Below are 24,489 nucleotides of genomic sequence, written 5' to 3' on the forward strand. Positions count from 1 at the left end.
GTTTTTCTTGCACTGAAATCTAAAAGGTAAATATGAAATTTTTTATTGACACGGCAAATCTAGCCGAAATCAAAGAAGCCGCCGAACTGGGAATGATCGATGGCGTTACCACCAACCCATCACTTGTCGCCAAAGAAGGCGATGTCGACTTTAAGGAACACATCGCCGCGATCTGCGCTATCGTCGATGGCGACGTGTCCGCTGAGGTGACGGCACTCGATACTGAAGGTATGCTTCGCGAAGGACGCGAATTGGCAAAGATCGCTCCGAATGTAGTGATCAAATGCCCTTTGACGCTCGAAGGCCTTAAGGCGACGCGCATCTTCCGTGCTGAGGGCACGAAGGTGAACGTCACGCTATGCTTCTCGGCCGCTCAGGCCCTGCTAGCCGCCAAGGCCGGTGCGAGCTATATCTCACCGTTCATCGGTCGTCTTGACGATGTTGGTCAAGAAGGAATGCAGGTCGTTCGCGATATTGTACAGATCTACGATAACTATGGATTTGCTACCGAGGTGCTGGCAGCCTCGATCCGTAGCCCCATGCATATCGTCGATTGTGCTCTTGCCGGAGCAGACGTCGCAACGATCCCATTCAAGGTGATACAGCAATTGGTCAAGCATCCGTTGACCGATAAGGGACTCGACGGGTTTATGTCGGACTGGAAGAAGAGCGGCCGCAGTTAGTTGCCTGAGCATACATTAGTAATGGCGGAAGCGTGCTATACGCTTCCGCCATTTGTTTGGGTGCCCGCATTTGCGGCTTCAACTTTGTCGGATAACTAAACTAAGACAAAGACGATCGCAGTTCGGCCTGCAGTCCCGCCACGTCAGGGTATTTCTGCACGGCGTTTCGGTACTTAGCCCGAAAATACTCATCTTCTTCCGTCATTTCGACGAGCTCTGAGATCATTACCAGATTCGCATTGACCAGATCATCCGGAACACCGTCTTTGGCGACAAACATCTCATCGATCTCCACGATCAACATCGAGAACTTTCGAAGCCAAGCAAAGTCTGCATTTTCCAAAAGGATATTCAAAAACTCGCTCGCTTTAAGCGGTCCGTGGATCTCCTCAAACAACTCACGTTCGCGATCGATCAATGACTTATGCAGTTTAAGTAGGATATTACGTGCGTTCTTGAGCTTTTCAACATTTTCCATATATAAATCTTAGCGTACTTTGGATACTTTCTAAATAACGAGTACCGTGCTAATCTTTGATTATTAGCACGCTAAGTAACTTTAATTAGCAGGCTATTAATCTCTGTGTAGCCCGCTACGGGTTGATTATTAGCCAGCAAATTCCTTGCTTAAGGTAATAGGAGCTCTCACATAGATGGAAGATCTCATTAAATTTGAAGACACTGTAAGCTTCGTTCTTGCCAAGGTTTCGACCGGATTCCGCACCGCCCTCGAACATAGGATGGGTCTGATCGGGCTGCACGGCGGCCAGATTTTCGTGCTATTCGAATTGTGGAAAAAAGACGGCCAACGTCAGGTCGACCTCGCTAAAAAATTGGATATCGCAGCTCCGACCATACATAAAATGGTCAATGGCCTGATCGAGATAGACCTGGTCACACGTGCAAAGTACGAAAATGATGCTCGTTCGACACGGATATTTATTACACCGGCCGGTATCTCGAAGCGCCCCGAAATCGAGGCTCAGTGGCTCGAACTCGAAGCAAATTGCCTAAGTTGCCTTAATGCAACAGAGCGAGCGGTTGCATTCGGCATACTCAATAAACTCCGGAGCAATTATGCCGGCCGCCCTGCTCCGGAAGACGGCGACTAGAAATTGCAATTCGCTTTTTGGTTAAAAATAGCTAGAATACGGTTATCCGAAATTGATCGACATAACCACGGAGGCTCTCTTGAAGATACTACTTGCAACCGACGGAACTAAATACAGCGAAGCTGCGGCCGATATGGTCGCGAAATTGAGACTCGACAATGAGGATTCTGTAAGGGTCGTCAGTGTCGTCGATATGGCGGTTCCGCTTGCCGTTGATATTTACGGCGGCTATCTGCCTGACACGACCGAACTCGAAAAGACCGCTCGCGAATCCGCCGCAAAGGTAGTGGAAGACGCGATGGCCAGACTGACCGCAAAGCTCCAACCCGACGGAGTAACCATCGACGGAGACGTGCTATACGGGTCGCCCGACAGCAGGATAGTCGAGACCGCAGAGGACATTCACGCTGATATGATCGTGATCGGTTCCCACGGCTATAAGCGTTGGGAAAGACTATTGTTGGGCTCGGTTTCGAATTCGGTAGTTCATCACGCGCATTGTTCAGTGATGGTCGTGCGGACTGACGCTGCCGAATAATGTCGGATCCCTCGATAACTGTCAATTCTCGCAAATTTGACGGATCGATCAGCCGAACGTGGCATTGCCAGCCCGTTGAGATCACAACTGATTCAGTAGTCCTTGTCGGTCAGTTTGAAAAGGACGTAGTCCATCCTGATCTGGGGACAATATCTGCGGGCACGATCTCTTACGAATTTTTTTGGCCCAGACGTTGGTACAATGTTTTTCGGTTTCACCAACCGGACGGATCGATCCGCAACTACTATTTCAATATATCGATGCCGTATTCGTTCGAGTCCGGCCAACTGGACTTTATAGATATGGATATCGACGTTATCGTATGGCCTGACGGGACACTACAAGTCGTCGATCTGGACGAGTTTGAGAAAAACAAGGTCAAATACCAATATCCGGAAAACGTAGTAGCAACGGCGAAACAGACCCTCGGCGAAATAACTAGATCCATTCGCGACGGCGTTCATCCCTTCAAACAGGTTCAAAGCAGTCACTTACCAATTCGTACCTAGTCCTCTATCACATCATTTTGGTTGGATCCGCAAGATATAACTACAGATGTTAAGCGGTGCTCCAGGTGCTATCGCAAATCGCCGGCCGGCCGGCAGTTCATAATTATTGACCGCTGCCGGATTTCGGCCCTCGTTGACCACCCAGAAATTCCCTGCGCCATCAGTGATCATCGTCAAATGTCGGCGGCTTATCTCGACATCGCCGGCGAGTGGTATATCAACCGGCTTTGATTTCGACCCTCGGCCAATTACGATCTCTTTTTGATAGATCGGCACCACGTTCTGCCGCACATTTCCACGCCACACCTCGAGGCGATAAAGTTCCGTTGCTCGGGCAGCAACGTGAGTCATTTCTTCACCTTCTTCAGGTGGCAACGGAATAGCCCTTTGAATACTCGCGTTCGGCAATGTCGGTGGCGTTTGAGCAATCGGTGTCCGTGCTTGCGGAGGCGACACGGCCGTTGGCGGATGAAGATTCGGATCGGTCGGGACTGCGGCCTTTACAGGCACCGCGGCGATCGCGGGCATCTGCTTTGGACGAGTCAGAACGCCGGTCTTGTTTGCGTTCGAATCTTCCCAACTGTGCTGAACACGCACTTTTCCCTTTTCCATTGTCGCATCGATGCGCAATTCGATCACAAATGATCGAGTTTCGAGCTTTTTCTTACCGGCGATCTCTTTCGCCCTTTCAGCGAGGATATGGTACAAGCCCTGTTCGAGTCCCTTGCGTTTTACGCCCTGCCATTCCTTGTCGTCATCGGCACTCAGAAAGATCGTATATTCGCTCGGTATAATGGTCGTTCCCTGCGGCAGCGGCACCATCTCGGCCTGCATTACAGACTCGACCGACTTGGCGATCTGGACGATAAATTCCTCGGCCTTGCTGCGCGGTTTGACCTGAGCATCCCGTGCCGCTTGCTCGAGAACAAGTTCGGCTGTGTCGCCGTCGATCCATCGTCTGACTTTATCTAAAACGCTCACAGTTTCTATCCTCGCTTAATTGCCGTCGATATCCAGATACTTGCCATAAAGCCAACCGCGAGTCGCCGTGGCTGGAAAATTACCTACGCGGCCCTGCTCGACCACTTCCACTTGATACCAATTATTTTGCGCATTTACAACACGAACCTTTGATTTCTTGGTCACAAGGCCGATCGGGTCATTATCCGTGTTGGGCGTAGAACGCAGAAATATGTCCGTATTCGCCACCGCGGTCTTGGTGCCGAATGGGTTTAGGATCGCAGGCAAAATGCCGAGCCCGCTCATATACGAGTGAGTCCCGTAAAGAATTCCGGTAAAAAGGATCAGGAATATTCCAAATGTTGCCAGTCTCCGCAACGCCTTGCGCCGTTTGGGCGGGGTAAGTGCAATTGGGGGGTTAGGCCTGATTGGGTTCACCGACGATGGCGTTTCAATCTCGGCTTTCGGACTTGGCGGCACAAAGGCCGACGGCTGTCGCGGCGGCATCAAAGGCTGCATACGATCTGAACTTGCCGCCACTCGCAGTGCAGGATCCGAAACCGGTTCAAACTGCGGTTGAGGCGGGACGATCGGCGTATAACCCCGTGCAACGTGGGCTTGCGGTTGCTCGGGCCGAGTCCGAACAACGGTGCTCACTTCCCCGTCTTCCACGATCTGCCTGAAGGCCGCGAGGTCGTTCCAAAATTCGTCGACACTCTGGTGTCGCTCGATAGGTTCATCCGCAGTCGCTCGGCTCAAAACCCTGAGCAGATCGTCTGACCATTCGTCGTCGCGGAAATCGTCCGGCAACGCCGTGATCCGGCTATTGGCAAACGCTCTTGGAGCCTCGCCGGTGATCAGCGTATATGCCGACTTTGCAAGCGAATAGACGTCAGCGGCCAGCGTTAATCGAGCAGGTTCGTCTGAGCGGCCCTGAACGATCGAGAGCGGGCTGTGCTCGGGCGGTGCGTAAATATTAGTGCCGACGCGAGTGATCGGAGCGTCATTGAGGTTAATGCGTGCGACGCCGAAATCAGCGATCTTGACAGTTTCGTGATCGGCCGTTAACAGTAGATTTTGCGGTTTTATATCCCGGTGAATTATGCCGCGAGAATGAGCGTGAGCGAGCCCTGCACATACTTGCTCGATATATCTGATCGATCGCTTGAGCGGAATTCGGCCGCGTCGCACCGCGTTCTGCAGATCTCCTCCGGGCAGATATTCGAGTACAAGATAGTGAAAGACAGTGCCTTTGAGATCTCGGGCGGTACCGTGGCCGATCCGGCTTATCACATTCGGGTGCCGCACGCGGTCAAGGGCGATCGCTTCGTTTTGAAAGTTTTCTACCAGAGTACGTTCGAGATCGGCGTCCAGGTCGTCCTGCAGAAAGACGTTCAGGGCCTTTATGACCACCGTACTGTGAGGCGACTGAGGCGAAGCAAGCGTGTCACGGGCAACAAAGATCTCCGCATAGCTACCGCGCCCGAGTCCGTCACGGATGTCGTATCGCTTATCCAATCTGCAATTATTAAGCGAAAGCTCTCTCATCGTATCCCGTCAAGCGAATCGGGCGTCCCAAGTCCTCGAATCAAATACGATATTACATTGCGTAAGTTCAAAAAACGAATAGATATCGCTACGAGTGCCGCCAATCGGCCCGAACTCCGTCACGGTCACCGACGCCCGGACCGCAGGCACCATCCGATCCGGACGTTGAGTTCGCGAAGACAACGTCGAATGTCAATGATCGTAGTAAAAGAAAGGCCGCGTGCAGATCAGTGCTCGCGGCCTTTTTAATTGTGGAACCGGACGTTTTAATTAACCCTTTGGAATCCGGTCATTTGGATATTCTGGAAATACGGCGTTCCCGGCGGCAGGCGATTGACGTCGAGGAATGTCGCGTCGAAAACCCAGTTACGTTCCGGCGGATCATAGACGTTGTTACAACATTTGAACGCTCCATTATTGTTATGCGAATTATAGAGATTGATCAGAGAACCTGCGTAGTTTAGGCGGGTACCCCAATTTTCTAAAAATCGCATAAAGTTATGGACGCCGCCATTCATCCGTAGATCGCCGCCGCCCTGATTAGGCGAACCGCTTAGCGACGTTATGGTGTCTCCACCGAGCATCGCAAAACGTTGTGTGGTTTCGCTGGCGGCCCTACTGGAAAGCGTGAACGGATAAACAAAGCTCTCGCCGTCAGTCCAGGCATTTGAAAGAATGGTTATCGCGTCGCCCGCAACCGATGCGGGAATGTGACTCGATGTCCCTTGCGGAAGATAAAGGTTAGATGCAGTCGGCGTTCCAACCGATGAAATTCCGGTTGCGTTGAAATTCCCTTGAATATACACGCCATTCTCAGATGCAAACGTAATCCCTCGCGTATTTGACGGAGTGGCACTGTCGTAAATTCCGGGAGGCAGTGTGCCGTTTTTCAGACGGACTCCGCGGCGGTAGAATTTGTGATTAAAGACTGCGGCGATGTCCCGGGGAGCACTCGCTCCGGTGCCGGTGTATCGGATCGCTTCGTTGGTATAGTCAGCCTGGAGATTACCCGAGCCGTTAAAGTCTTCACTCGGCTGCATAATTCCGTCGTTGGCGCCAAAAATATCCTCCATATCGTATTCGCCATCGAAGTCAAAATCGCCTCGACGATCCGAAACATAAATCACCCAGCCATTATTCTGGGGGATGTCACTCGAACGCAGCACGTGCCCGGAAGCAGTGTAGTACGGCGTTCCGGTCGGCATCTTGGCGTCCCACGTTCCGTCTAAAAACTTCTTTAAGTTTGCAACGTCAATGTCCACAATACTCATCACGCCTGCCCACGGAACAGCCGTTCCATAACCGGGAGCCGTGCCGCTTTTCGGATTGAATACGGAGGACGTGTCGTTATATAGCCCTTCGCGGGTGTCGAACATATTGATCGGAAACGGTACCACACACGGTATCTTGCCCGTAATGCCCGTGACGGTGGCGCTCCGCATTACGAAACGCTGATCTCCGCTAAAATTATTTGGAAAGTAACTGGGTGATCCGGTGATAGTTCCAATATCTGCTCCTGTTGTCGTAAGAGCGTCCACGCCACTGGTGCAACTCTTTCCGGTAGCGACCGTGCCCGGCATAATGTAGTTGTACGAGTTCGCTCCTGTTCCGACGGAGGAAATATATCCGGTATTTGGAATATTCGGCCCAGTGATAATAAATCGCTGGAGTTCGAAGACCGATCTGCCATCAATACCGTTTGTGTAGTAATTTGCGTCGGCAATTTTGAATGTCGTGTCATTCGCCGGGACGTCGGTGACACCCAACGCAAGCATATCCTGCGTGATGTCCATCGTGTCGTACGTGATCGTTGCCGGGTTAAAGACTACCGTTTCGATCTTGATCCAGTTTTCACCGCCTCCCGCATTTCCCGTGGCAAACCGATTTCCGTTAACAGCAGTTGCCTGATATGCCGGTGTTCCGGTCATTGCTCGGGGCACGTAACCACGATTTCCGGCAATTGCTCCCGACACTAGTCCCGTCGCGTCACCGTCGAGCCTAATGCCGCACGGTGTTGTGACCGCCGTGCCTAGTGTGGTCGCACATCCCGGCAATTTTACTTTGCTGTCAGCAAGTGAAACGCGGATTCCGGTTTTGTTGTAATATCTCTCGGCCGCCGTAACCTTGTCATCTTCATTGGCGGCGGTTACCGCAGCGAGGCTCGGGCTTGCGACCGTGCCTGTACCGTTATTCCAGATATCGCCTATCTTCTTTCCACGTTTGATGACCTCGACCAGGTCCAAATTCTGAAGCGAGATATCGCTATTGATCTTGAGCGGTAGTTGCAGCGGCTTTGTGTTCGCGAGAAGATTACCCTGGAAAAGATTCATATTTGATTTCCAGTTAGCCGATTTGTAGGTTGTCGGCAACGGACTGGTCGTCGCCGGAGCACCGACCGCCGGGTTCGTTAAAACACTGCCCATATTGTATGCGAGCTTCGTGAAAACGCCTGATGCGTTCTTAACAAATACGTTGTCGCCCCACGCTGTATAAGCATTGCCGTTCTTAGCTACGTCGGTGACGACATGGTTCGCCGCGGATACTTTTGACGAAAAGTAAAGCCCGGTACTTGCGGCTAGAAATATCGAGCCGTTTGAATGGACGCGTCCACCAAAGTCGAATCGCGGGCCGGGGTGAAATTCGAGGTCGTCATCGTAAAAGATGCCGAACTGGAAAACCGGAATTCGATTATTTAGGAATTTACGGCGAAGCGCGACCTGAACTCCGTTCGCGTTATCAGTTGCGACCGAGTCAAGCTGCCATTCGTCACGCCGTGCGTTGAGACCCTGAAAGAACTCGCCCGTTAGCACAACGTCGCGTGTCGCTTGAGTTTGCGTTACCGTTTGATCGAATGTGTATCCCGTATCAAAGTCCGGGGGAAATTGTCCCTGAATCCGGGTGATATCTGATGGTGCGATGGTTAGTTTGGTCTCAAAGATCTTGTTGAAATTACGTGTTAGTACCTCGAGACTCGCATTTGCAGCCTCGAAAGCCTTCGTTTCCGATTCGTCGTTGGAAGCGGCGATCGTCTCGCTATTGGTTCGCGAGATCGCAAGTGCGACAAATCCCATCAACAAGAGCATCACCATCAATGCGATGACCATTGCCGAACCGCGCTGACCGTGATCGTCCTTGGCGGCTGACGAGATGCTTTTACTAATATTCGCCCAAAGTGCTGCAGTTTTTCGTTTCATCATTTTATTACCACCAGATGTTTTAACCTGCGTCATATCCCAAATTCCTTGTACTAAATGTCGAATTCAAGGTGATCGATTCCGGTTTGCCGGTCTTTTCGTCTACTTCCGTCGATTGGACTTTGATCGTGATCAAGACCTGTCGCACGTCGTTGAACCCTTGCCAATCGTCATCGATCGTACCGACGATGCCATCAGGCCCGACCGACGGATTGTCTGACGTTGATCCGTCATTCAGGATGTACCTTATTTGTAGATCCTCGACGTTGTAAGCGAGGGGCAACTCCTGTATTTGTGCCGCCGCGGCCGCTCCACGGTTATTGCCGTAGATCACTCGAACCAGAGTGCCGTCCGGCTTGACCTGATAACTGACCACAAAAACTCGCTTAGCAGTCGCTGAGTACGTTGTGCAATTCTGATCTGCGGACGACGTACATTGACGGAGTACGCTGCCGAGGTTGCCCACACCATTTATTGGCTGATTGATCCCGAGTGGGTCGGTCGGGGCCGCGTCAATTGTGTTTGAGCCGTTGACAGCCGATGCCATGATCGCGATCTGAGATGTATCAGATTCGACAAGATAAAGGTCGTAGGGCTTTGCTGCCGCGGCACCTGTAGCGAGCTTTGACGTCAACCGGGGAACGGTAGGGTTACCTGATACTGCGGCTACTCCCAGCAGATCGATCACGTTTCCACCATTAAAGTCCATATCGCGGTACGCAAATGTGATCGTATCGGTACGGGCGGCGGTGTCGCTGTTGAGATTGTTCGTATTTCGCTCGTTGCCGACGATAACGCCCGTCAGCATATCTCGGTTTCCGTCGACGTCGGCAGGGATACCGAATCGCGTCGAAAGGAAGTTATCCGGGACGATCGCCCCGCGGCGGTGATATCCAAGGCCGGCATTTAATACGTCGCGGCCGATCATATGCACAGCCACACGAGCGTTCTTAAGTACGTCTGATCGGCGGCTTGCTCGATTTCGGTCGAAGGTACCGATCTGGAGCAGTCCGTATATGGCTGCCGAAATTATCAAAAAGATGACCATCGCGATCATCAGTTCAAGCAGACTGAATCCGGACTCATTGTTTACGGCATCTCGGGACATTAGCCGTGCAAATTTCTTTCGAATAGCATTCATCGTTTGGACCTCTTAATAAGCGGCAATGATCGTCGATGCCGTTTCAAGCCTAGTCGCCTGATTGACAAAATACCGGATATTTACATCGATGCGGCGCCGGGTGATCGGATTTGGCGGCGTCGGTCGTTCGGGATCAGCGATATCTGTGATTACGATCTCCCGAGCAAAACCTTTGACCAGCGGACTTGAGTTCGTCGGGCGTCCCGTGACGGTACACGGGTCCGCACCCGCACATGCATCATCGACCGTGCCGGCCACGCCGTCCCACCCGATGTCCTCACGAACCGGATTGAAACCAGTCACAAATATTCCGTTCGTTTCTCCCATCGGGACCGACGTGAGTACGTTTCGCAACGAATCCCAACCGTCGACAACCCCCGCTCGTTCGATCTCCTTAGCCGAAACGATCGACTCAATAGTCGAGAGTGCCAGCTGTTTGGCCATCACACGCCTCTCGGACTCCATCGAACGAACCAAATTCGCCGACAAAGCACCGACCATCGCCAAGATCCCGACCATCATTATGACGATCGCGATCATTACGTCGATATATGAAAAGCCGCTTTGATTTCTATGTGATCTCATTCTAATTATTCTCTCCGCGAAATAATCCACTGCCGGGTAAACCGATCAACCGCCGTACGTGCCCGATCGACGCGAGTCCTGCCATTTGTTCGAGGCAGTCGACGGGTGGTTGAATTCCCACATTCTTATCACACCGGTTGCTCCCAGCACCGTTATGCTTCGGGCAATATCTGATTGGGTGGGTGTGCCTTTGGTGGGCTGCCAAATGTGAAGAGTTATGCCTGTGGGAACGGCACCGGTGCCGGTCGCATTGGTGCCGGCATCTACCGCCGAGCCATTCGCTAGAAAGCGTATCGTACAAACATTTTGGCTGATACTGGGCGGATAAACGCTCGGTTTGAAAACGGCGTTTGGTACCGGCATCGATTCAGGCGGGTTATACCCGATCTCTGCGGGCCTTGAATCAACTTTCACATTTGTACTGGCAAACAACGTCATAGCTTTGATCAGCACATCGTCATTCGACGTGGCTGTTGTTATCTCGTCGTATAATTTGGCCGTGTTGTTTGTCAGGTTGATCTCTACACGCATCGGACGGCGTTGGGTAAGTGCTCGCTGACGGCCTTCCTGTAGTATATCGGCGATCTGCAGAGCCTGATCGTCAGGCTGATAAAGCTTTTTGTGGGCAGTCGCGTAAAAGATCGCTACCGCTCCCATAACGCCGATTATCGTCAATACCACTAGCAATTCCGGCATCGAAAAGCCGCCATCGAAACGTTTCTTATTGAAAGGTTCCTTTTTCATAACTTTTTTCGGTTTGCCTTTAATAGGCTGAAACTTGCACTTTGTGCTTTCAAACGAGAGGGGCTCAGTAAAGAAAAGTTGGAATGCACAAACATTTCCAAAATGATTTTACATTGTTAAACTCGCGGAAGTCAATATAATTCGTTTGCTTTGGTTTGGACGCTAATTGGGCTAGAATTGGGCGAACCGTCGACAGGATCTGAACGTATTATCGTTTGTGTTGAATGACTAAGATCGAAAAGGCAAAATTATCGCCCGATTACCTGCTCCGCGGGACGCTTACCAAGATCGGGGACACGTTTGACCGCTTGACCGGGCGGCGTTGGTTGCCCTCCAGTTCGCTTGCGGCCAGCGAGTTGATCTCACGTATGAAAACGCTACTTGATGCCGAGGCGAAAATCGTCTCCGGCAAAGGCACGGTGGTACCACACAACATCCAGATCAAGATGCAGTGGGATAAGTTCTCGACGGATTCTGAGTCCTCGATCGAGATTCTCGAAAATGAGCTTCTAACTGCCGCCGTTGACCATATTAATGACAGCCTTTACTACACGTTCGCTCCGATTCGCCTTTCGGTACGCCCGGACTATTTCACCGACGGAGTGAAAATGCTTGTCGGCTTTGAGAATTTTGGCGAAGACGAACGTGAAGTCGAGGTAAATGTCACGGTTCCGTCTATCGACCTCAACAAAACGAATACGGAAGCCATCGCACTACCGAGCAAAACCAGATATTTGGTCACTGCCCAATTTCAAATCAAAGCCGGTATTCGAAAGAGCACGGCCGAACTTGATGGCGGCGAGCGAATGACTGTTGGGCGATCAGTTGGAAATGACCTGGCGATCGATGATATCAGCGTGTCCAAGATACACGCCGCGATCTCGTTGGACGACAGCGGCACATTGACGGTCGCCGATACAGGTTCAACAAACGGCACATTTATTAACGGCGAACGCATTTCTTACGGTAAGGCGATCGCCTTCGATCCTTCCCGCTCCGTCCGTTTCGGGACCGTCGAAGTTAAATTTGATATCGCTCAGATCGAACTTCCCGAAGCTGAGCTGGAGGAAGTACAAATGGGGGCCGCAGATACGGTTGAGATCGGCGGATTCGAATTTTCCAGCCGTCAAACCGACGTCTCAGGACCGACGCCCGCGGATAAGCCTGTAATCGAACACACTTCGGCGGAAGACAGCACAAAGGACGGCCAATAAATGCACCTTTTACTTCTGATGCTTATAGATTGGGATAAATGGCGGCCGGAGGAGATCTTTGGCCGGCAGATACTCGAGCGAACGCCGGCGGGGTTAACCGTTCTGTATATCGTCGGAGTTGGGATTCTGGTCACTTTTCTACTTGTTAGTTTTATTGACAACTTTCGCCGGCCCGCGTTTGTTTTCGAACGTGAACTGCCTGCTAAAGTCCGGAAACGGATGACTCAAACGATCGCTAACCGGAGCCTTCGTGTTTGGCACGTCCTATTTGTGATGCTCAGTTTTGCCGTTTTCGGTTTTCAGGTCTATTGGACATATTTCGCGGATGATTCGAACGAGCAATTTCAGGCATTAAACTACAAGGATCTACGCAACCGTCGGGCCTCGGCAGCATCGCTCCGGGGATGGATGCTCGACCGTACCGGCAAACTCACCTCGTCGCTCGCCTACTACAAACTTGATAAGGATGGCGACATCAGCCGGACATTCGCACTTGAAAAAGAGATGGCCCATCTGCTCGGCACCGAGCGAGGAACGCCGGGCCTCGAACGAACGCTCTATAAAAGGTCTGGCGACCCTATGCCGGAGTCTTGGGAGGTTCTGACCAAGTTCAAGAAGCCGCAAGACGAGCAAAAAGACGTTCGAGTAACGATCGATCGGGATATGCAGGCGTTTCTCGCACAACAGTTGAATGGCCGGACCGGTGCCATTGTCGTGCTCAATCCTCAAAATGGCGACGTGCTCGGAATGTATTCAAATCCGTCGTACAGCCTTGCTGAGGCACAGGATCTCGACAGCTATCTCCAGCTCGAAGCCAACAGGCGCGAAAAGCCGCTTCTGAACCGAGCAACGCGTGAGTATTATGTGCCGGGATCAACGTTTAAGACGTTTACGATGATCTCCGCCTTCCGAGCCGGAAAGCAAAATACCGTTTTTGCGAGTTATCCCGACGGTTTCAAGCCGGTCAAGGGTTCGCGGCCGATCGTCGATGCGACTCAGAAACTCCAACCCGACGGGACCGTGACGGGCGCTTGCGATGGCGGATGTCAGGAAAAGGACATTACTTTTGCATATAAAGTCTCAAGTAATCAGTACTTCGCCCAATTGGCGATCGACCTTGGCCGCGAACGCTTGCGTGAGACCGCGATGTTGCTCGGAATGGCCGCTGTTGACACGCCCGAAGATGCAGTGATGGCTCGATTTTTCCCAAATATATGGAATACGAGTACGCCAAATATCGCCGCAGCCCTCGCACCATCGCAGTCAACGATCGTAACCGGAAACAAAATATCACTTTACGACCTGGGCCTGGAGGGTATGGGCCAGGGCTATGCCGGCCAGATGACGCCATTTCAAATGGCACTGATCGCCTCGATTCCCGCCAACCTTGAGGGAAAACTTATGAAACCCCGTATCGAAGCCGATCAACCGCCACAAGCTTTTGCCCAGGTGCTTTCGGCTCAGCAGGCGGCGACGATACGTGGAATAATGTCAACCGTTACCGAAGAGCCCGGCGGAACCGGTACAGTGATCTCGGCAAAATTAGCAGGCACCGGCATTAGAACCGGCGGCAAGACGGGTACCGCCGAGAAACTAGCTCTTCTGTATGATGAAAAAACCGGTAAATTGAAGACCGTCACTAAAAAGCGAAAAAATGACAAGGGCGAATGGGTCGAGTACCAGTCACCCGTAATGTACGAGCGTACGGATAGTTGGTTTATTACGATCGCTCCGCTCGAAAAGCCGCAGGTCGCAATTGCAGTCGTTGTCGAAGGCGGCGGATTCGGAGCACGCACGGCCGCCCCGATCGCCGCAAATGTAATTTTGAAGGCAAGAGACTTAGGGTTACTCGGTGATCAATACCGTCCAAAGGTCATACCGCAGAAGCCGAAAGCAAAATCACCGGCTAAGAAGCCCCGGTAACGAAAAGATCTGACTGTGAAGAACCGCACATCATCACACGTATTTATACTTCTACTGATCGTCTTACTGACGGCGATCTCGCACTATTCCATTCATTACGGTGCCCTTATACGCGGTTATGATACTTCAATGGCAACCGCAGGTCGCAACCTGTTACTGCTTTTATTACTTGCATTTATCCCCATTATATTAAAGAAGTTTATTAGGTTTGACGGCAATTGGACATTATATACGACCGCCGTTTTGCTTTTTTCGATCGGGTTGACCGTTCAATACCGACTTTTTAGTGACCCGGAGTACACTTCGCGAAAGGACAAGGCAGAGGCGAGGCAATCGAAACTCCGCACTTTGCAGTTGCATTACATACAGGAAAATTACTCCGCCGAAAAGAAGCAGATGATGGGCCTCCCGGCGACTCCACCGTCACCGGTCGACCTCTCCGAAGAGACGCCGCGTCCTGCCGATGACGACTTGAAAAGTGTTCTGCTGTCGGGAAACACGATAAACCCGCTGATCGGCATATTTGGTATGATCGCGGCATTCATTTTGTTGAGACGGGATAAGATGATCGCGTTCTTACAAAACAACGGGTTTCTTATCGTCCTCCTGACGCTTGTGCCGTTGATAATTGCCGCGATCACCTCCAGAGCCGGAAAGGTTGGAAATATGACGCCTTGGGAACCGGCTAAAGTTCCCTTTCTGATAGGCTTTGCCGCTATTTTATCGGTCCTATACCGAAATCTTGCCCGCACCTACTGGGGAATCCCGCGTGCCAAAGACGTGGTTCCGTTGGTAGTTATGGCGGTACTTCCGTTCGTGCCGTTCTTTGTTTTGAAGGATTTCGGCCAGATGATGGTTTTCAGTGCAGTTTACGCAACTCTCTACCTGGTCGCGGTTCGGAGATTTTCGCAGCGATTCGTGTTGGTCGGAAGCGTGTTGCTTGCAGTTGCGATCTTGGTCGTCGGTGCCCTGCCGCCGAAGACTCAGGAGAAGATACCGCTATTGCCCACGCTTGCAGCACCGGTGAAGTTGATACTGCCAAACCGGATCCAGCAGCGTTTCCATTTATGGCTTGACGGATTTGATCCGCCGACGCCGGAGACGTCCTGGTGGAAACAGGATTACGATGAATATTACAAACGGCTCGTTGAAAAGGACCCCGATCTTCCTCAAATGATTGCCGACGACCCCGATCTGCAGCGGACGATAAATGTGGATGCGTGGTTTGATATATTGGCATTTCAACCGGCCCAGGCGACCTTCGGACTAGCGTCGGGCGGCACCACGGGCCGTGGTTTGGGACTTGGATATCCGGAACTGATCCCGGTCGCGGACTCGGACTACATCTTTGCCGCACTTGCCGAAGAACTTGGACTTTTTGGGGGTTTGTTGGTAACCTTTGCCCTGATCGTATTCGTGACCGCAGGCATCAGAACGGCCCGCGATTCCCGTGATATGTTTAGCAAGCTTTGTGCAGTTGGGCTGTCAGCTTTTATCGGATTTCAAGCGTTGGTCAATATTGGCGGCATCACGCGGGCACTGCCTATGACCGGGATCACGCTGCCGTTCGTTAGTCACGGTGGTTTTAGTCTTATCACGAGCTTTGCAATGTTGGGAATGCTTCTGGCGTTCTCCCATCGTAATTCACTGGATCGGCGGCGGGACGAATTTGACCCGTCAACCTTGCCGGAAACTGTTAACCCACAGTAGATAAAAGAGTTTAGCCAGTTCCCTTTTTACGGAGAAACGACAAAATGACAGAAAATATCCGCATTCAATCTGCCTCGATCAGCGATCGTGGACTTAGCGAGAAACGACCGCAAAATGAAGACTCGTTTTTGGAGATCCCGGATTGCGGTATTTTTGCCGTTGCGGATGGAGTCGGCGGTGCTCAAGCCGGTGAGGTAGCTTCGCAAATGGCGGTCGAAATATTGGGCGAGGCATTCACTAATATTTCCCCAAATGATGATCCGGAAGAAGTAATGCGGACGGCCCTGCAACAGGCAAATGCGGCGATACATCAGATGTCGAACGAACTGTCGCAACTATCACAGATGGCCACGACCGTCGTCGCTTTGCAGCTTGACGGCAATATCGCAACGATCGGACACGTCGGAGACTCGCGGCTATACCGTCTCGACGCCGACGGCACATTACATCGCGAAACCGATGATCACTCGATGGTCGGCGAAGAGGTCCGCGCCGGACGAATGACCGAGGAGCAGGCCGAGAATCATCCAAGTAAAAACATCATCAGTCGAGCTCTCGGGGCGGAGTCAACAGTTATCGTTGACCTCAAGACGATGCTCGTCAGCAGCGACTCGACATTTTTACTCTGCTCTGACGGCGTGACCCGGCACATTGGTGATCTCGAACTTGCCGGCATTTTACAAAATGCCGATGATCTCGCTGCCACGTGTTTGAGGATCAAGGAACTTTGCTACGAGCGCGGTGCTGAGGACAATCTGACTGCGGTGATCGTGAAAGTGCTCGGAATCGCGGACGATGCTCCGATGATACAGTCACCGCCGATCGCTCTCGATGTTCCGGCAGTATCGCCGGCAGTTGACGATGAAATGCAAACGATTGCCACTTCCCGTTCGGCTATCCTGGATGGGCCGACATATGAGGTTGACGACGACGACGAACTGCTTGAACTCGACACCGCGGAACTGCATTTACCTCCGGCGAAATACTCTGAGCCCGATGTCTTTGCCGTCGGGCTGCCCGAAACACCGGCTGCCAATACTTGGGAACAGGTTGCGGACGAACTGGTCGCTAACTCTGAAGACGAGTATGCCGGAAGCTCTGAAGACATCAACGTAGCTTCTCCGTTTACATCAGCCGAACCGATGCCGGCGGAGGATAGTGGTCAGTCAGACCATTCCAACGCAGGAATTGACCGATTTGCAGTCGCTGAGAGCCGCTCGTCAGTGCTTTCGGCCCCGGCGTCCGACAAACTCGAGATATTTGGCGCCAACTCCGACAGCTCAAGCGTTGAGTCATCTGGTTCATTTGGGCGAACCGCAGCATCGGTGGGACTTTTGTTAGTCGGATCGGTGATCGGTTTGCTCGCATATCATTTTTTCCTCGTTCCGAAACCGCAATCGGTCGATCTGCCTGCTCCGACCCAAATGCAGTCAGACAACATTCCGCTAAGCACATTTGAAAAAGGGCGACGCTTGGTTGATGCCGATCCGGCAACCTACATTGCCAAGGTTGGGGCCGCACCGACCGACTGCGAAGGCCTCTATCTGCTCGGGCGAGCGTATTTGTTGTCCGGTGATTTTATGAAGGGCCGCGAAGCTCTGGTCCAGGCGAGGACACTCATCGCCACTGCCGACCCGGTAAATAGAGCGACCGTTTCGACCGAGATTATGCTTGCACTAGCCGTCACAAACGACCCGGAAGCACAGCGCAATCTGAAAAAGGAGATCGAAACAATTAAAGCGGCCAACTCAACTGCGAATACAAATGTGAGTTCCAATCGACCTAAATGATCGGTTTTGAATCGATTTGACGTTTGGCTTCAAATAAAATGATCCCCGCGGAAACGGCGAGGTTCAGACTTTCGACCGGCGATTCGATCGCTATTTTCACTCGCTCATCGCTAATGCCGAGGTCGATACCGTTGAGGCCGTGGGCTTCGGATCCAAAGATCAAAAGCCGCGGGATGCTCCAGTCGACCGCCGTATGTGTAGCAGTTGCCGCCGCGGCCGTCGTGGTCGCACGAAGTCCCTTGTCAGCCGCCCACCTTAAGACCGGATCTAACTCGACGTCGTTCCAGATCGCCATCCGAAAAATTGACCCCATTGATGCCCTTATGGATTTGGGCGAATAAACGTCCGCAGACTGCTTGGTAATGATGATCCCGGCAACGCCGGCCGCTTCTGCCGTACGTAGGACCGCTCCGAGATTCGATGGATTATTGATGTGATAAAGCAATACCACGATTGGCAAACATTTGCCTCCGGACAATCTGGATTCGATCGCGAGTGAGTTTTTTTCCGGCCTTTCCGCTATCAGGATAACGCCCTGCGAATGTTCGGTAGCGGCGATAGTCTGAAAGACGCGGTCCGGCAATTCGAAGATGAAACGAGACGCTGAGCTCAGCTCCATTATGAATCGTGAATTCTCGTCGGACATCACGAATCGCTCTGAGACAAAGCAGGCGCTAACAGAAACGTCAGAGCGGAGCGCCTCAGCAGCTAAACGCTTGCCTTCGACAAACACCTTATCCGATACGTGATGATCCCGCACCTTTCTGACATTGACCAGACGTTGATTGTCGCGACTTGTGATCTTTGGCAAATCAATCATAAAGCACCTTAGTTTTAACAGAAAAACAAACAATTTGGAAACTGTCGTCGGAATGCGGGCAACTCGACTATTAGAGGTTAAAAACACGTCGATGTCACCTTGAAAAACGTTGGAAAATGACTAGACTAAAACGATATGAAGCCTGAATCGCAGTTGAAAGCCCGGGTCGAGATACTCAAGGAAAAATCTGAGGCCGCAGAACAAGGCGGCGGAGCAAAGCGTCTGGAAAAACAAAGGTCTTCCGGAAAGATGACGGCCCGCGAACGCATAGACTTTTTTCTAGATGAAGGCTCATTTGAGGAATTTGATAAGTTTGTCGTACACCGGTCGCACGACTTCGGCCTTGAGCAGCAGCAGTATCCCGGCGATGGCGTCATCACGGGCCACGGTCTGGTTGACGGACGCGAAGTTTTTGTGTTCGCGCAGGACTTCACGGTTTTCGGCGGCTCACTATCCGAAACTCACGCCGAGAAGATCTGTAAGATAATGGACCTCGCGATGAAAACCGGAGCGCCCGTCGTCGGCCTAAACGATTCCGGCGGCGCCCGCATCCAGGAGGGCGTGGTCAGCCTCGGCGGATATGCGGACATCTTTTTGAGAAATACGCTGGCAAGCGGTGTTGTGCCGCAGATCAGTTGCATTATGGGCCCGTGTGCCGGCGGTGCCGTATATTCGCCGGCGATCACCGATTTCAACGTGATGGTCAAAGACACGTCCTATATGTTCATCACCGGCCCGGACGTGATCAAGACGGTTACCCACGAGGATGTTACGAAAGATGAATTAGGCGGAGCAATGACGCACAATGCGAAATCAGGCGTTGCTCATTTTGCCGCCGAATCTGATAAGCACTGTCTTCAGATCACACGCGAACTATTGTCATTTATCCCGTCGAACAATATGGAAGATCCGCCATTTGTTCCCACTGCAGACCCTTCGGACCGAATGGAAGAAAAACTCAATTCCATAGTCCCCGAATCATCAAATCAGCCTTATGATATCCGCGAGATAATCAACAATGTTGTCGATGACGGATACTTTTTCGAGATTCAGGAGCATTACGCTCAAAATATTGTTATCGGATTTGCACGTTTAGGCGGTGCATCGGTCGGGATCGTTGCTAATCAGCCCGCATTTCTCGCCGGAGTTCTCGATATTAACGCATCGGTAAAGGCGGCACGCTTTGTTCGTTTCTGCGATTGCTTTAACATACCGCTCATCACTTTCGAAGACGTTCCGGGATTTTTGCCCGGCATCGATCAGGAACATTTTGGGATCATCCGCCACGGTGCCAAATTGCTTTATGCGTTTGCCGAGGCGACAGTACCGAAGATAACCGTAATTACCAGAAAGGCTTACGGCGGTGCTTACTGCGTTATGGCCTCCAAGCACATCCGGACCGACATCAATTTTGCATATCCGACCGCCGAGATCGCTGTAATGGGAGCTGAGGGCGCGGTTGGAGTACTGTTTCGCCGCGACATCGCCGAGAACGATGAAACCTATCGGCGGGACAAGATCTCCGAATTTGAAGAAAAATTTGCCAATCCCTATGTCGCTGCTGAACGCGGATTTGTCGATCAGGTAATAGAACCCAAATTTACTCGGCCGAAATTGATCCGGGCTTTGTCTCTACTTAAAAATAAACGGGATACCAATCCACCACGAAAGCACGGAAATATTCCGCTTTAATAAAGAGTTCCGGGCACCTTTGCAATTATCGGCAAGATGAAACGATACGATCCCGGCAAGCCACTTTACCGACCGTTTCTAATAAATGACTTCTGCTAGCGAAATAAGGCGGCCGACGCTTGCCATCACTGACCTTGACGCTCTGGCCTTTAATTATCGGTCGGTTCGAGCGTTTATCGGCGATGACGTTCGCGTAATGGCCGTGGTCAAGGCAAACGCTTATGGGCACGGGGCGTTGCAATGTTCGCGTCGACTGGAGACTGAAGGTGTAGAATGGCTCGGCGTTGCCTTGCCCGAGGAAGCTATAGAACTGCGTAGGGGCGGGATACGATCGAGGATCCTGTGTCTGGGCGGCTTTTGGGCGGGTCAGGAGCCGGCACTATTTCAGCAGAATATAACGCCCGCGATCTCAAGCATTGAACAGGCTGAGAGCCTTAACCGTGCTGCCCTCGACCGCGGCGAATGCATCAACGTCCACCTCAAGTTCGACACGGGAATGGGTAGGATCGGCGTTCGATGGGATCAGGCCGCCGAGTTCGCTAAACAGCTAAGACCACTGACCAACCTGCGTGTCGAGGCCCTTATGACGCACTTTGCGGCTGCCGATGATCTATCACAAAATGCCTTTACCGGGTTGCAGGTCGCGAGATTCGATGAGATCGTGACGATATTTCGGACTCTTGGGTTTTCGCCCCATCTGATCGATCTCGCTAATTCGCCTGCCGCCATCGCCCATCCTTCGACCCGAAAGGATCTCGTCCGTCTCGGCGGCGTACTTTACGGATTGGGCGGTGACGTACTTCCGAAAGATATCTCTATCCCCGAGCTAAAACCCGTACTTTGTCTTACGACTGAAATTACACATTTGAAGCAAGTATCTGCCAGAGAGAGTCTGGGTTACGGGCGGCGTTTTATCACGCAGCGAGACTCGCTGATCGCGACTATCCCTGCGGGGTATGCTGATGGACTTCCTAGACAGCTTTCGGGCCGTGGACAGGTGATAATAAATGATCGATACGCACCAATAGTTGGCCGCATTTCGATGGATTGGACGATAGTCGATGTCACTGATGTCGAAGGATCGGAGATCGGCTCACCGGTCGCATTGATAGGCCGTTCGGAAAATTGTGTTATCCTCGCTGAAGACCTAGCAGTCGTGGCCGATACAATTTCGTACGAGATCACCTGCGGGATCGGCGTCCGTGTCGAACGCCGATTTGTTGGGCGGTCCGATTAGCTCAGACATTACACGCGTATCTGTCTTTCAAACTACATCGACTCGCATTACGCATATAATCTGGAGAACCTGTGTGAATTACCCAATTGAACTTTCATTCAAACTTTTAGCCCTCGCCAGTCAGATCTATATCCGCGACGGCTCCGGCAATCTTCTCGGCTACTGCAAACAAAAACTGTTTAAGCTGAAAGAAGATATAAATATCTTTGCAGACGAAGGTCAGACCCATTTGCTGTATAACATCAAGGCTGACCGAGTTTTGGATTTTTCGGCAAAATACAATTTCAAAGATGCCCACGGAAGAACCCTCGGGTCGATCAAACGCCGCGGAATGCGCTCGTTGTGGAAGGCAAATTATGAAGTTTACGATGCCAACGACGTCCAGGTTTTCAAGATATCTGAGGAAAGCGGTTGGGTTAAGGTAATGGACGCACTTGTCGGTGAACTGCCGATCGTCGGGATGTTTACAGGATATTTCTTTAACCCGTCGTACATTATCGCCCGAATGGACGACTCACCGCTCGCACGGCTCAAAAAGCAGCCGGCGATGTTTCAAGGCCAGTTTCAGTTGGAGCCTCTGGCACAGTTTGGCGGCGATGACGAGGTACGTGTCCTTTTAGGTGCCTTGACGATGACGCTGCTCGAACGTATGCGTGGTTAGTCTGAGCCGATCGATTCACGGTGTCGGGTGGAAACTTCTGACAATATTATGCTGTTAGTGCGGGATTTCCATTGGAAAGGTTTTTTCGTCCGGCTCTACAATAAGGCCATTGACACCGATATATTCGGCCGCTCAGCTCAGGTGGCCTTTTACTTTTCGTTTGCGATCTTTCCGCTAGTATATTTTCTGATCAGTGCATTTGGACTGATGATCGGTACGTCCGGCGGATTAAAGGGCGAGCTTTTCTCCTATCTCGAACAGATCTTGCCCGGAATAGCGTTCGAACTAGTTCGGAAGACTGCCGAAGAGATCATAACCAATAGCTCGGGCAGCAAACTCACGCTCGGTTTGGCGGTCACGCTTTGGTCGGCATCGGCGGGCGTCGACGCCCTTCGAAACGCGTTAAATGCTGTATATGAACTAAAGGAGAGGCGTTCCTGGTGGCGAACCAAGGCCGAATCGCTCGGCTTAACGGTCGTCGTCACGTTACTTGCCGCCGCAGCTCTGGCCATAGTGTTTTACGGCTGGCATTTTGTTGGGATGGTCTCGGCCTTGATGGGCCTTCCGGTAACCTCGCCTTTGTTGCTCGCTGGCGTGCAGTGGATATCGATCTTGGTTGTACTGCTCCTGACCTGCGAGATAATCTTCAACTTGCTTCCGGACCGACGAAATTTCAGATGGATCTGGATAACTCCGGGATCGATCGTTTCGATCCTGCTTTGGTTGATCCTGACAAATTCGTTCAAGTTGTACATTAGCTATTTTAGCTCGTATGACAAAACATATGGCTCACTCGGGGCCGTCATAATTCTGATGTTCTGGCTATATCTGACGGCGATGGTGACAATGGCAGGTGGGGCGATCAATTCGGTTCTGGCCGATATGCGTGACAATAGTGAGAATGGCCACAACTCTGACTAATTAAGAAGATTATGGAGATCAAACAAGGCGTCCAGTTTAAGATCGCTAAACCTATTACCGACAGCCTGATAAGGGCTTTCGCGGAGGTTTCCGGTGACCATAACCCGATCCATCTGGACGATGAATTTGCCGAGCAAACTCGATTTGGCCGCCGCATCGCTCACGGAATGTTGAGCGGAGCATTGATATCGGCTGTACTCGGAAATGAGTTTCGGGATATGAAGATCGTCTATTTATCGCAAACGATGCGATTTATGGCCCCGGTATTCATAGATGACGTACTGACCGTTACTGCGACCGTCACCGATGTTCGGGAGAGCAAAGGCATTGTCACGCTCGAGACGACCTGCATAAACCAAGATGATGTCGTGACGCTCACCGGCGAGGCAAAGGTGATGATACTGCCGTGAAACCCCAAAGATGGTATTATTCTTGTTTGAATTCGCTTTCAATTCCGATCAATTATGTCACTAATGCTACAGGAGATCGCCGAACAACCGGCGGTCTTGGAACGAACAATTAAAGCTGAGGCTGCAAAGGTCCAGCGTCTTGGGTCATTTCTGCAGGGGCGTGAGATCGATCTGATCGTGCTGGTCGCACGCGGAAGTTCGGATAATGCGTCACTTTTCGGTAGGTATCTCTTAGAGGTTACGACCGGCATTCCCGTCTCACTTTCTGCACCGTCCGTATTTACGCTTTACGGCGCCAAGGTGAATCTGAGTCGGGCTTTGGTGATCGGCGTCTCGCAGTCGGGCGAAGGTTCGGACATCAATATCGTTCTTGAAAGTGCCAAGGCGTCCGGTGCCTTCACGTTGGCCATCACAAATGAAGCAGAGTCAACGATGGCAAAGATCGCTGACGAAACGCTCCTGATCCACGCAGGCCGCGAAAAGTCGGTAGCAGCGACCAAGACCTATACCGGGCAAATGCTGCATTTCTACCATCTTGCATCGATCCTCAGCGACAAAAAGCTCGATTATGCAAAGATACCCGAATACACCCAGCAGGCTCTATCGCTGCAAAGCCGTGTCGAAACGCTCGTCGAACGATATGTCTTTATGGAAAACTGCGTCGTTGTCGGACGCGGGATGAATTACGGCAATTCGTACGAGCTTGCTCTGAAATTGATGGAAACGTGCTATGTCGTGGCCGAGCGGTTTTCGTCTGCGGATTTTTTCCACGGCCCTTTGGCGATCGTCGAACGTAGATTTCCGGTCATAATGTTTGCACCGCGTGGGGTCACAAAACAGAGCAGCATTGACCTTTTGGATAATCTGAGAGAACTCCACGCAGACTGTCTTGCGATCACTAATGATCCGGACATCGCGGCGATCTCGCCCAAGAGTCTTCTGCTTTCGCCCGAAATTGACGAGTTTCTGTCGCCGATCCCGTTTATCGTACCGGCACAGCTTTTTGCGGCGTATCTCTCGACCGCTAAGGGCCTCGATCCCGATGCACCGCGATCGCTTAAGAAGGTTACAAAGACCATATAATTCGTCGTTCTATT

22 protein-coding genes are annotated in these 24,489 nt (G+C 51.7%); 14 read left to right on the forward strand and 8 right to left on the reverse strand.

Features of this window, described 5'->3' with window-relative positions; translation table 11 throughout:
* Positions 1-32: 32 nt before the first annotated feature.
* Positions 33-683: a fructose-6-phosphate aldolase gene (fsa, locus tag IPQ00_02200; GenBank protein MBL0239377.1), complete on the forward strand. Its 651-nt coding sequence runs from the start codon at positions 33-35 to the stop codon at positions 681-683.
* A gap of 100 nt (positions 684-783) precedes the next feature.
* Here fsa and IPQ00_02205 read toward each other — a convergent pair whose 3' ends face one another.
* A complete protein-coding gene (locus tag IPQ00_02205) occupies positions 784-1,161 on the reverse strand; it encodes a hypothetical protein (protein MBL0239378.1) in 378 nt (125 codons plus the stop codon).
* Positions 1,162-1,336: 175 nt separating this feature from the next.
* Between IPQ00_02205 and IPQ00_02210 the strand changes: the two genes are divergently transcribed.
* Genes IPQ00_02210 through IPQ00_02220 form a run of 3 tightly spaced genes read left to right on the forward strand, consistent with a single transcriptional unit; the run spans position 1,337 to position 2,842 of the window.
* Entirely contained in the window at positions 1,337-1,795 is a 459-nt protein-coding gene (locus IPQ00_02210; protein ID MBL0239379.1) for a winged helix-turn-helix transcriptional regulator, read from the forward strand.
* 52 nt (positions 1,796-1,847) lie between these two features.
* Positions 1,848-2,333, forward strand: coding sequence for a universal stress protein (locus tag IPQ00_02215; protein ID MBL0239380.1), 486 nt, complete (start codon positions 1,848-1,850; stop codon positions 2,331-2,333).
* Positions 2,333-2,842, forward strand: a complete 510-nt coding sequence (locus IPQ00_02220) for a DUF402 domain-containing protein (GenBank protein MBL0239381.1) — start codon at positions 2,333-2,335, stop codon at positions 2,840-2,842. The genes IPQ00_02215 and IPQ00_02220 overlap by 1 nt, the downstream gene beginning before the upstream one ends.
* Positions 2,843-2,854: 12 nt before the next feature.
* Here IPQ00_02220 and IPQ00_02225 read toward each other — a convergent pair whose 3' ends face one another.
* From IPQ00_02225 to IPQ00_02250, 6 genes are all read right to left on the reverse strand, one after another.
* Positions 2,855-3,823, reverse strand: a complete 969-nt coding sequence (locus tag IPQ00_02225) for a DUF3662 domain-containing protein (protein MBL0239382.1) — start codon at positions 3,821-3,823, stop codon at positions 2,855-2,857.
* A 15-nt stretch (positions 3,824-3,838) separates the two neighbouring features.
* Positions 3,839-5,350, reverse strand: a complete 1,512-nt coding sequence (locus tag IPQ00_02230) for a protein kinase (protein MBL0239383.1) — start codon at positions 5,348-5,350, stop codon at positions 3,839-3,841.
* A gap of 266 nt (positions 5,351-5,616) precedes the next feature.
* On the reverse strand, positions 5,617-8,547 hold the full coding sequence (locus IPQ00_02235; protein MBL0239384.1) for a pilus assembly PilX N-terminal domain-containing protein: 2,931 nt from the start codon (positions 8,545-8,547) through the stop codon (positions 5,617-5,619).
* 19 nt (positions 8,548-8,566) lie between these two features.
* Positions 8,567-9,685 (reverse strand): prepilin-type N-terminal cleavage/methylation domain-containing protein, encoded by a 1,119-nt coding sequence (locus tag IPQ00_02240; protein MBL0239385.1) that lies wholly within the window; start codon positions 9,683-9,685, stop codon positions 8,567-8,569.
* 12 nt (positions 9,686-9,697) lie between these two features.
* Positions 9,698-10,270 (reverse strand): hypothetical protein, encoded by a 573-nt coding sequence (locus IPQ00_02245; GenBank protein MBL0239386.1) that lies wholly within the window; start codon positions 10,268-10,270, stop codon positions 9,698-9,700.
* A gap of 45 nt (positions 10,271-10,315) precedes the next feature.
* A complete protein-coding gene (locus IPQ00_02250) occupies positions 10,316-11,014 on the reverse strand; it encodes a prepilin-type N-terminal cleavage/methylation domain-containing protein (GenBank protein ID MBL0239387.1) in 699 nt (232 codons plus the stop codon).
* Positions 11,015-11,238: 224 nt separating this feature from the next.
* Here IPQ00_02250 and IPQ00_02255 point away from each other — a divergent pair, with 224 nt between their 5' ends.
* The 4 genes from IPQ00_02255 to IPQ00_02270 are packed head-to-tail and all read left to right on the forward strand — an operon-like array spanning position 11,239 to position 17,651.
* On the forward strand, positions 11,239-12,228 hold the full coding sequence (locus IPQ00_02255) for an FHA domain-containing protein (GenBank protein ID MBL0239388.1): 990 nt from the start codon (positions 11,239-11,241) through the stop codon (positions 12,226-12,228).
* Positions 12,229-14,151, forward strand: a complete 1,923-nt coding sequence (locus tag IPQ00_02260; GenBank protein ID MBL0239389.1) for a hypothetical protein — start codon at positions 12,229-12,231, stop codon at positions 14,149-14,151. It abuts the gene before it with no gap.
* 15 nt (positions 14,152-14,166) lie between these two features.
* Positions 14,167-15,861, forward strand: coding sequence for an FtsW/RodA/SpoVE family cell cycle protein (locus IPQ00_02265; GenBank protein ID MBL0239390.1), 1,695 nt, complete (start codon positions 14,167-14,169; stop codon positions 15,859-15,861).
* 44 nt (positions 15,862-15,905) lie between these two features.
* The gene (locus tag IPQ00_02270; protein ID MBL0239391.1) at positions 15,906-17,651 is read left to right on the forward strand and encodes a serine/threonine-protein phosphatase; all 1,746 of its coding nucleotides are present in this window, start codon (positions 15,906-15,908) and stop codon (positions 17,649-17,651) included.
* Here IPQ00_02270 and IPQ00_02275 read toward each other — a convergent pair.
* Positions 17,644-18,471: an RNA methyltransferase gene (locus tag IPQ00_02275; protein ID MBL0239392.1), complete on the reverse strand. Its 828-nt coding sequence runs from the start codon at positions 18,469-18,471 to the stop codon at positions 17,644-17,646. The two genes, IPQ00_02270 and IPQ00_02275, sit on opposite strands and share 8 nt — an antisense overlap.
* A gap of 135 nt (positions 18,472-18,606) precedes the next feature.
* Here IPQ00_02275 and IPQ00_02280 point away from each other — a divergent pair, with 135 nt between their 5' ends.
* The 6 genes from IPQ00_02280 to IPQ00_02305 all read left to right on the forward strand — a co-directional run bounded on the left by IPQ00_02280 (position 18,607) and on the right by IPQ00_02305 (position 24,475).
* A complete protein-coding gene (locus tag IPQ00_02280) occupies positions 18,607-20,163 on the forward strand; it encodes an acyl-CoA carboxylase subunit beta (GenBank protein MBL0239393.1) in 1,557 nt (518 codons plus the stop codon).
* Positions 20,164-20,248: 85 nt separating this feature from the next.
* Entirely contained in the window at positions 20,249-21,400 is a 1,152-nt protein-coding gene (gene alr / locus IPQ00_02285) for an alanine racemase (GenBank protein MBL0239394.1), read from the forward strand.
* Positions 21,401-21,473: 73 nt separating this feature from the next.
* Positions 21,474-22,061 (forward strand): hypothetical protein, encoded by a 588-nt coding sequence (locus IPQ00_02290; GenBank protein MBL0239395.1) that lies wholly within the window; start codon positions 21,474-21,476, stop codon positions 22,059-22,061.
* 48 nt (positions 22,062-22,109) lie between these two features.
* Positions 22,110-22,982 carry a YihY/virulence factor BrkB family protein gene (locus IPQ00_02295; GenBank protein ID MBL0239396.1) on the forward strand — a complete coding sequence of 291 codons (873 nt, stop codon included), beginning with the start codon at positions 22,110-22,112 and terminating at the stop codon, positions 22,980-22,982.
* Positions 22,983-22,993: 11 nt separating this feature from the next.
* Entirely contained in the window at positions 22,994-23,392 is a 399-nt protein-coding gene (locus IPQ00_02300; protein ID MBL0239397.1) for a MaoC family dehydratase, read from the forward strand.
* 54 nt (positions 23,393-23,446) lie between these two features.
* Positions 23,447-24,475 (forward strand): SIS domain-containing protein, encoded by a 1,029-nt coding sequence (locus IPQ00_02305; protein ID MBL0239398.1) that lies wholly within the window; start codon positions 23,447-23,449, stop codon positions 24,473-24,475.
* Positions 24,476-24,489: the final 14 nt, after the last annotated feature.

Source organism: Chloracidobacterium sp. (genome assembly GCA_016720705.1).
Classification (GTDB): Bacteria; Acidobacteriota; Blastocatellia; order Pyrinomonadales; family Pyrinomonadaceae; genus OLB17.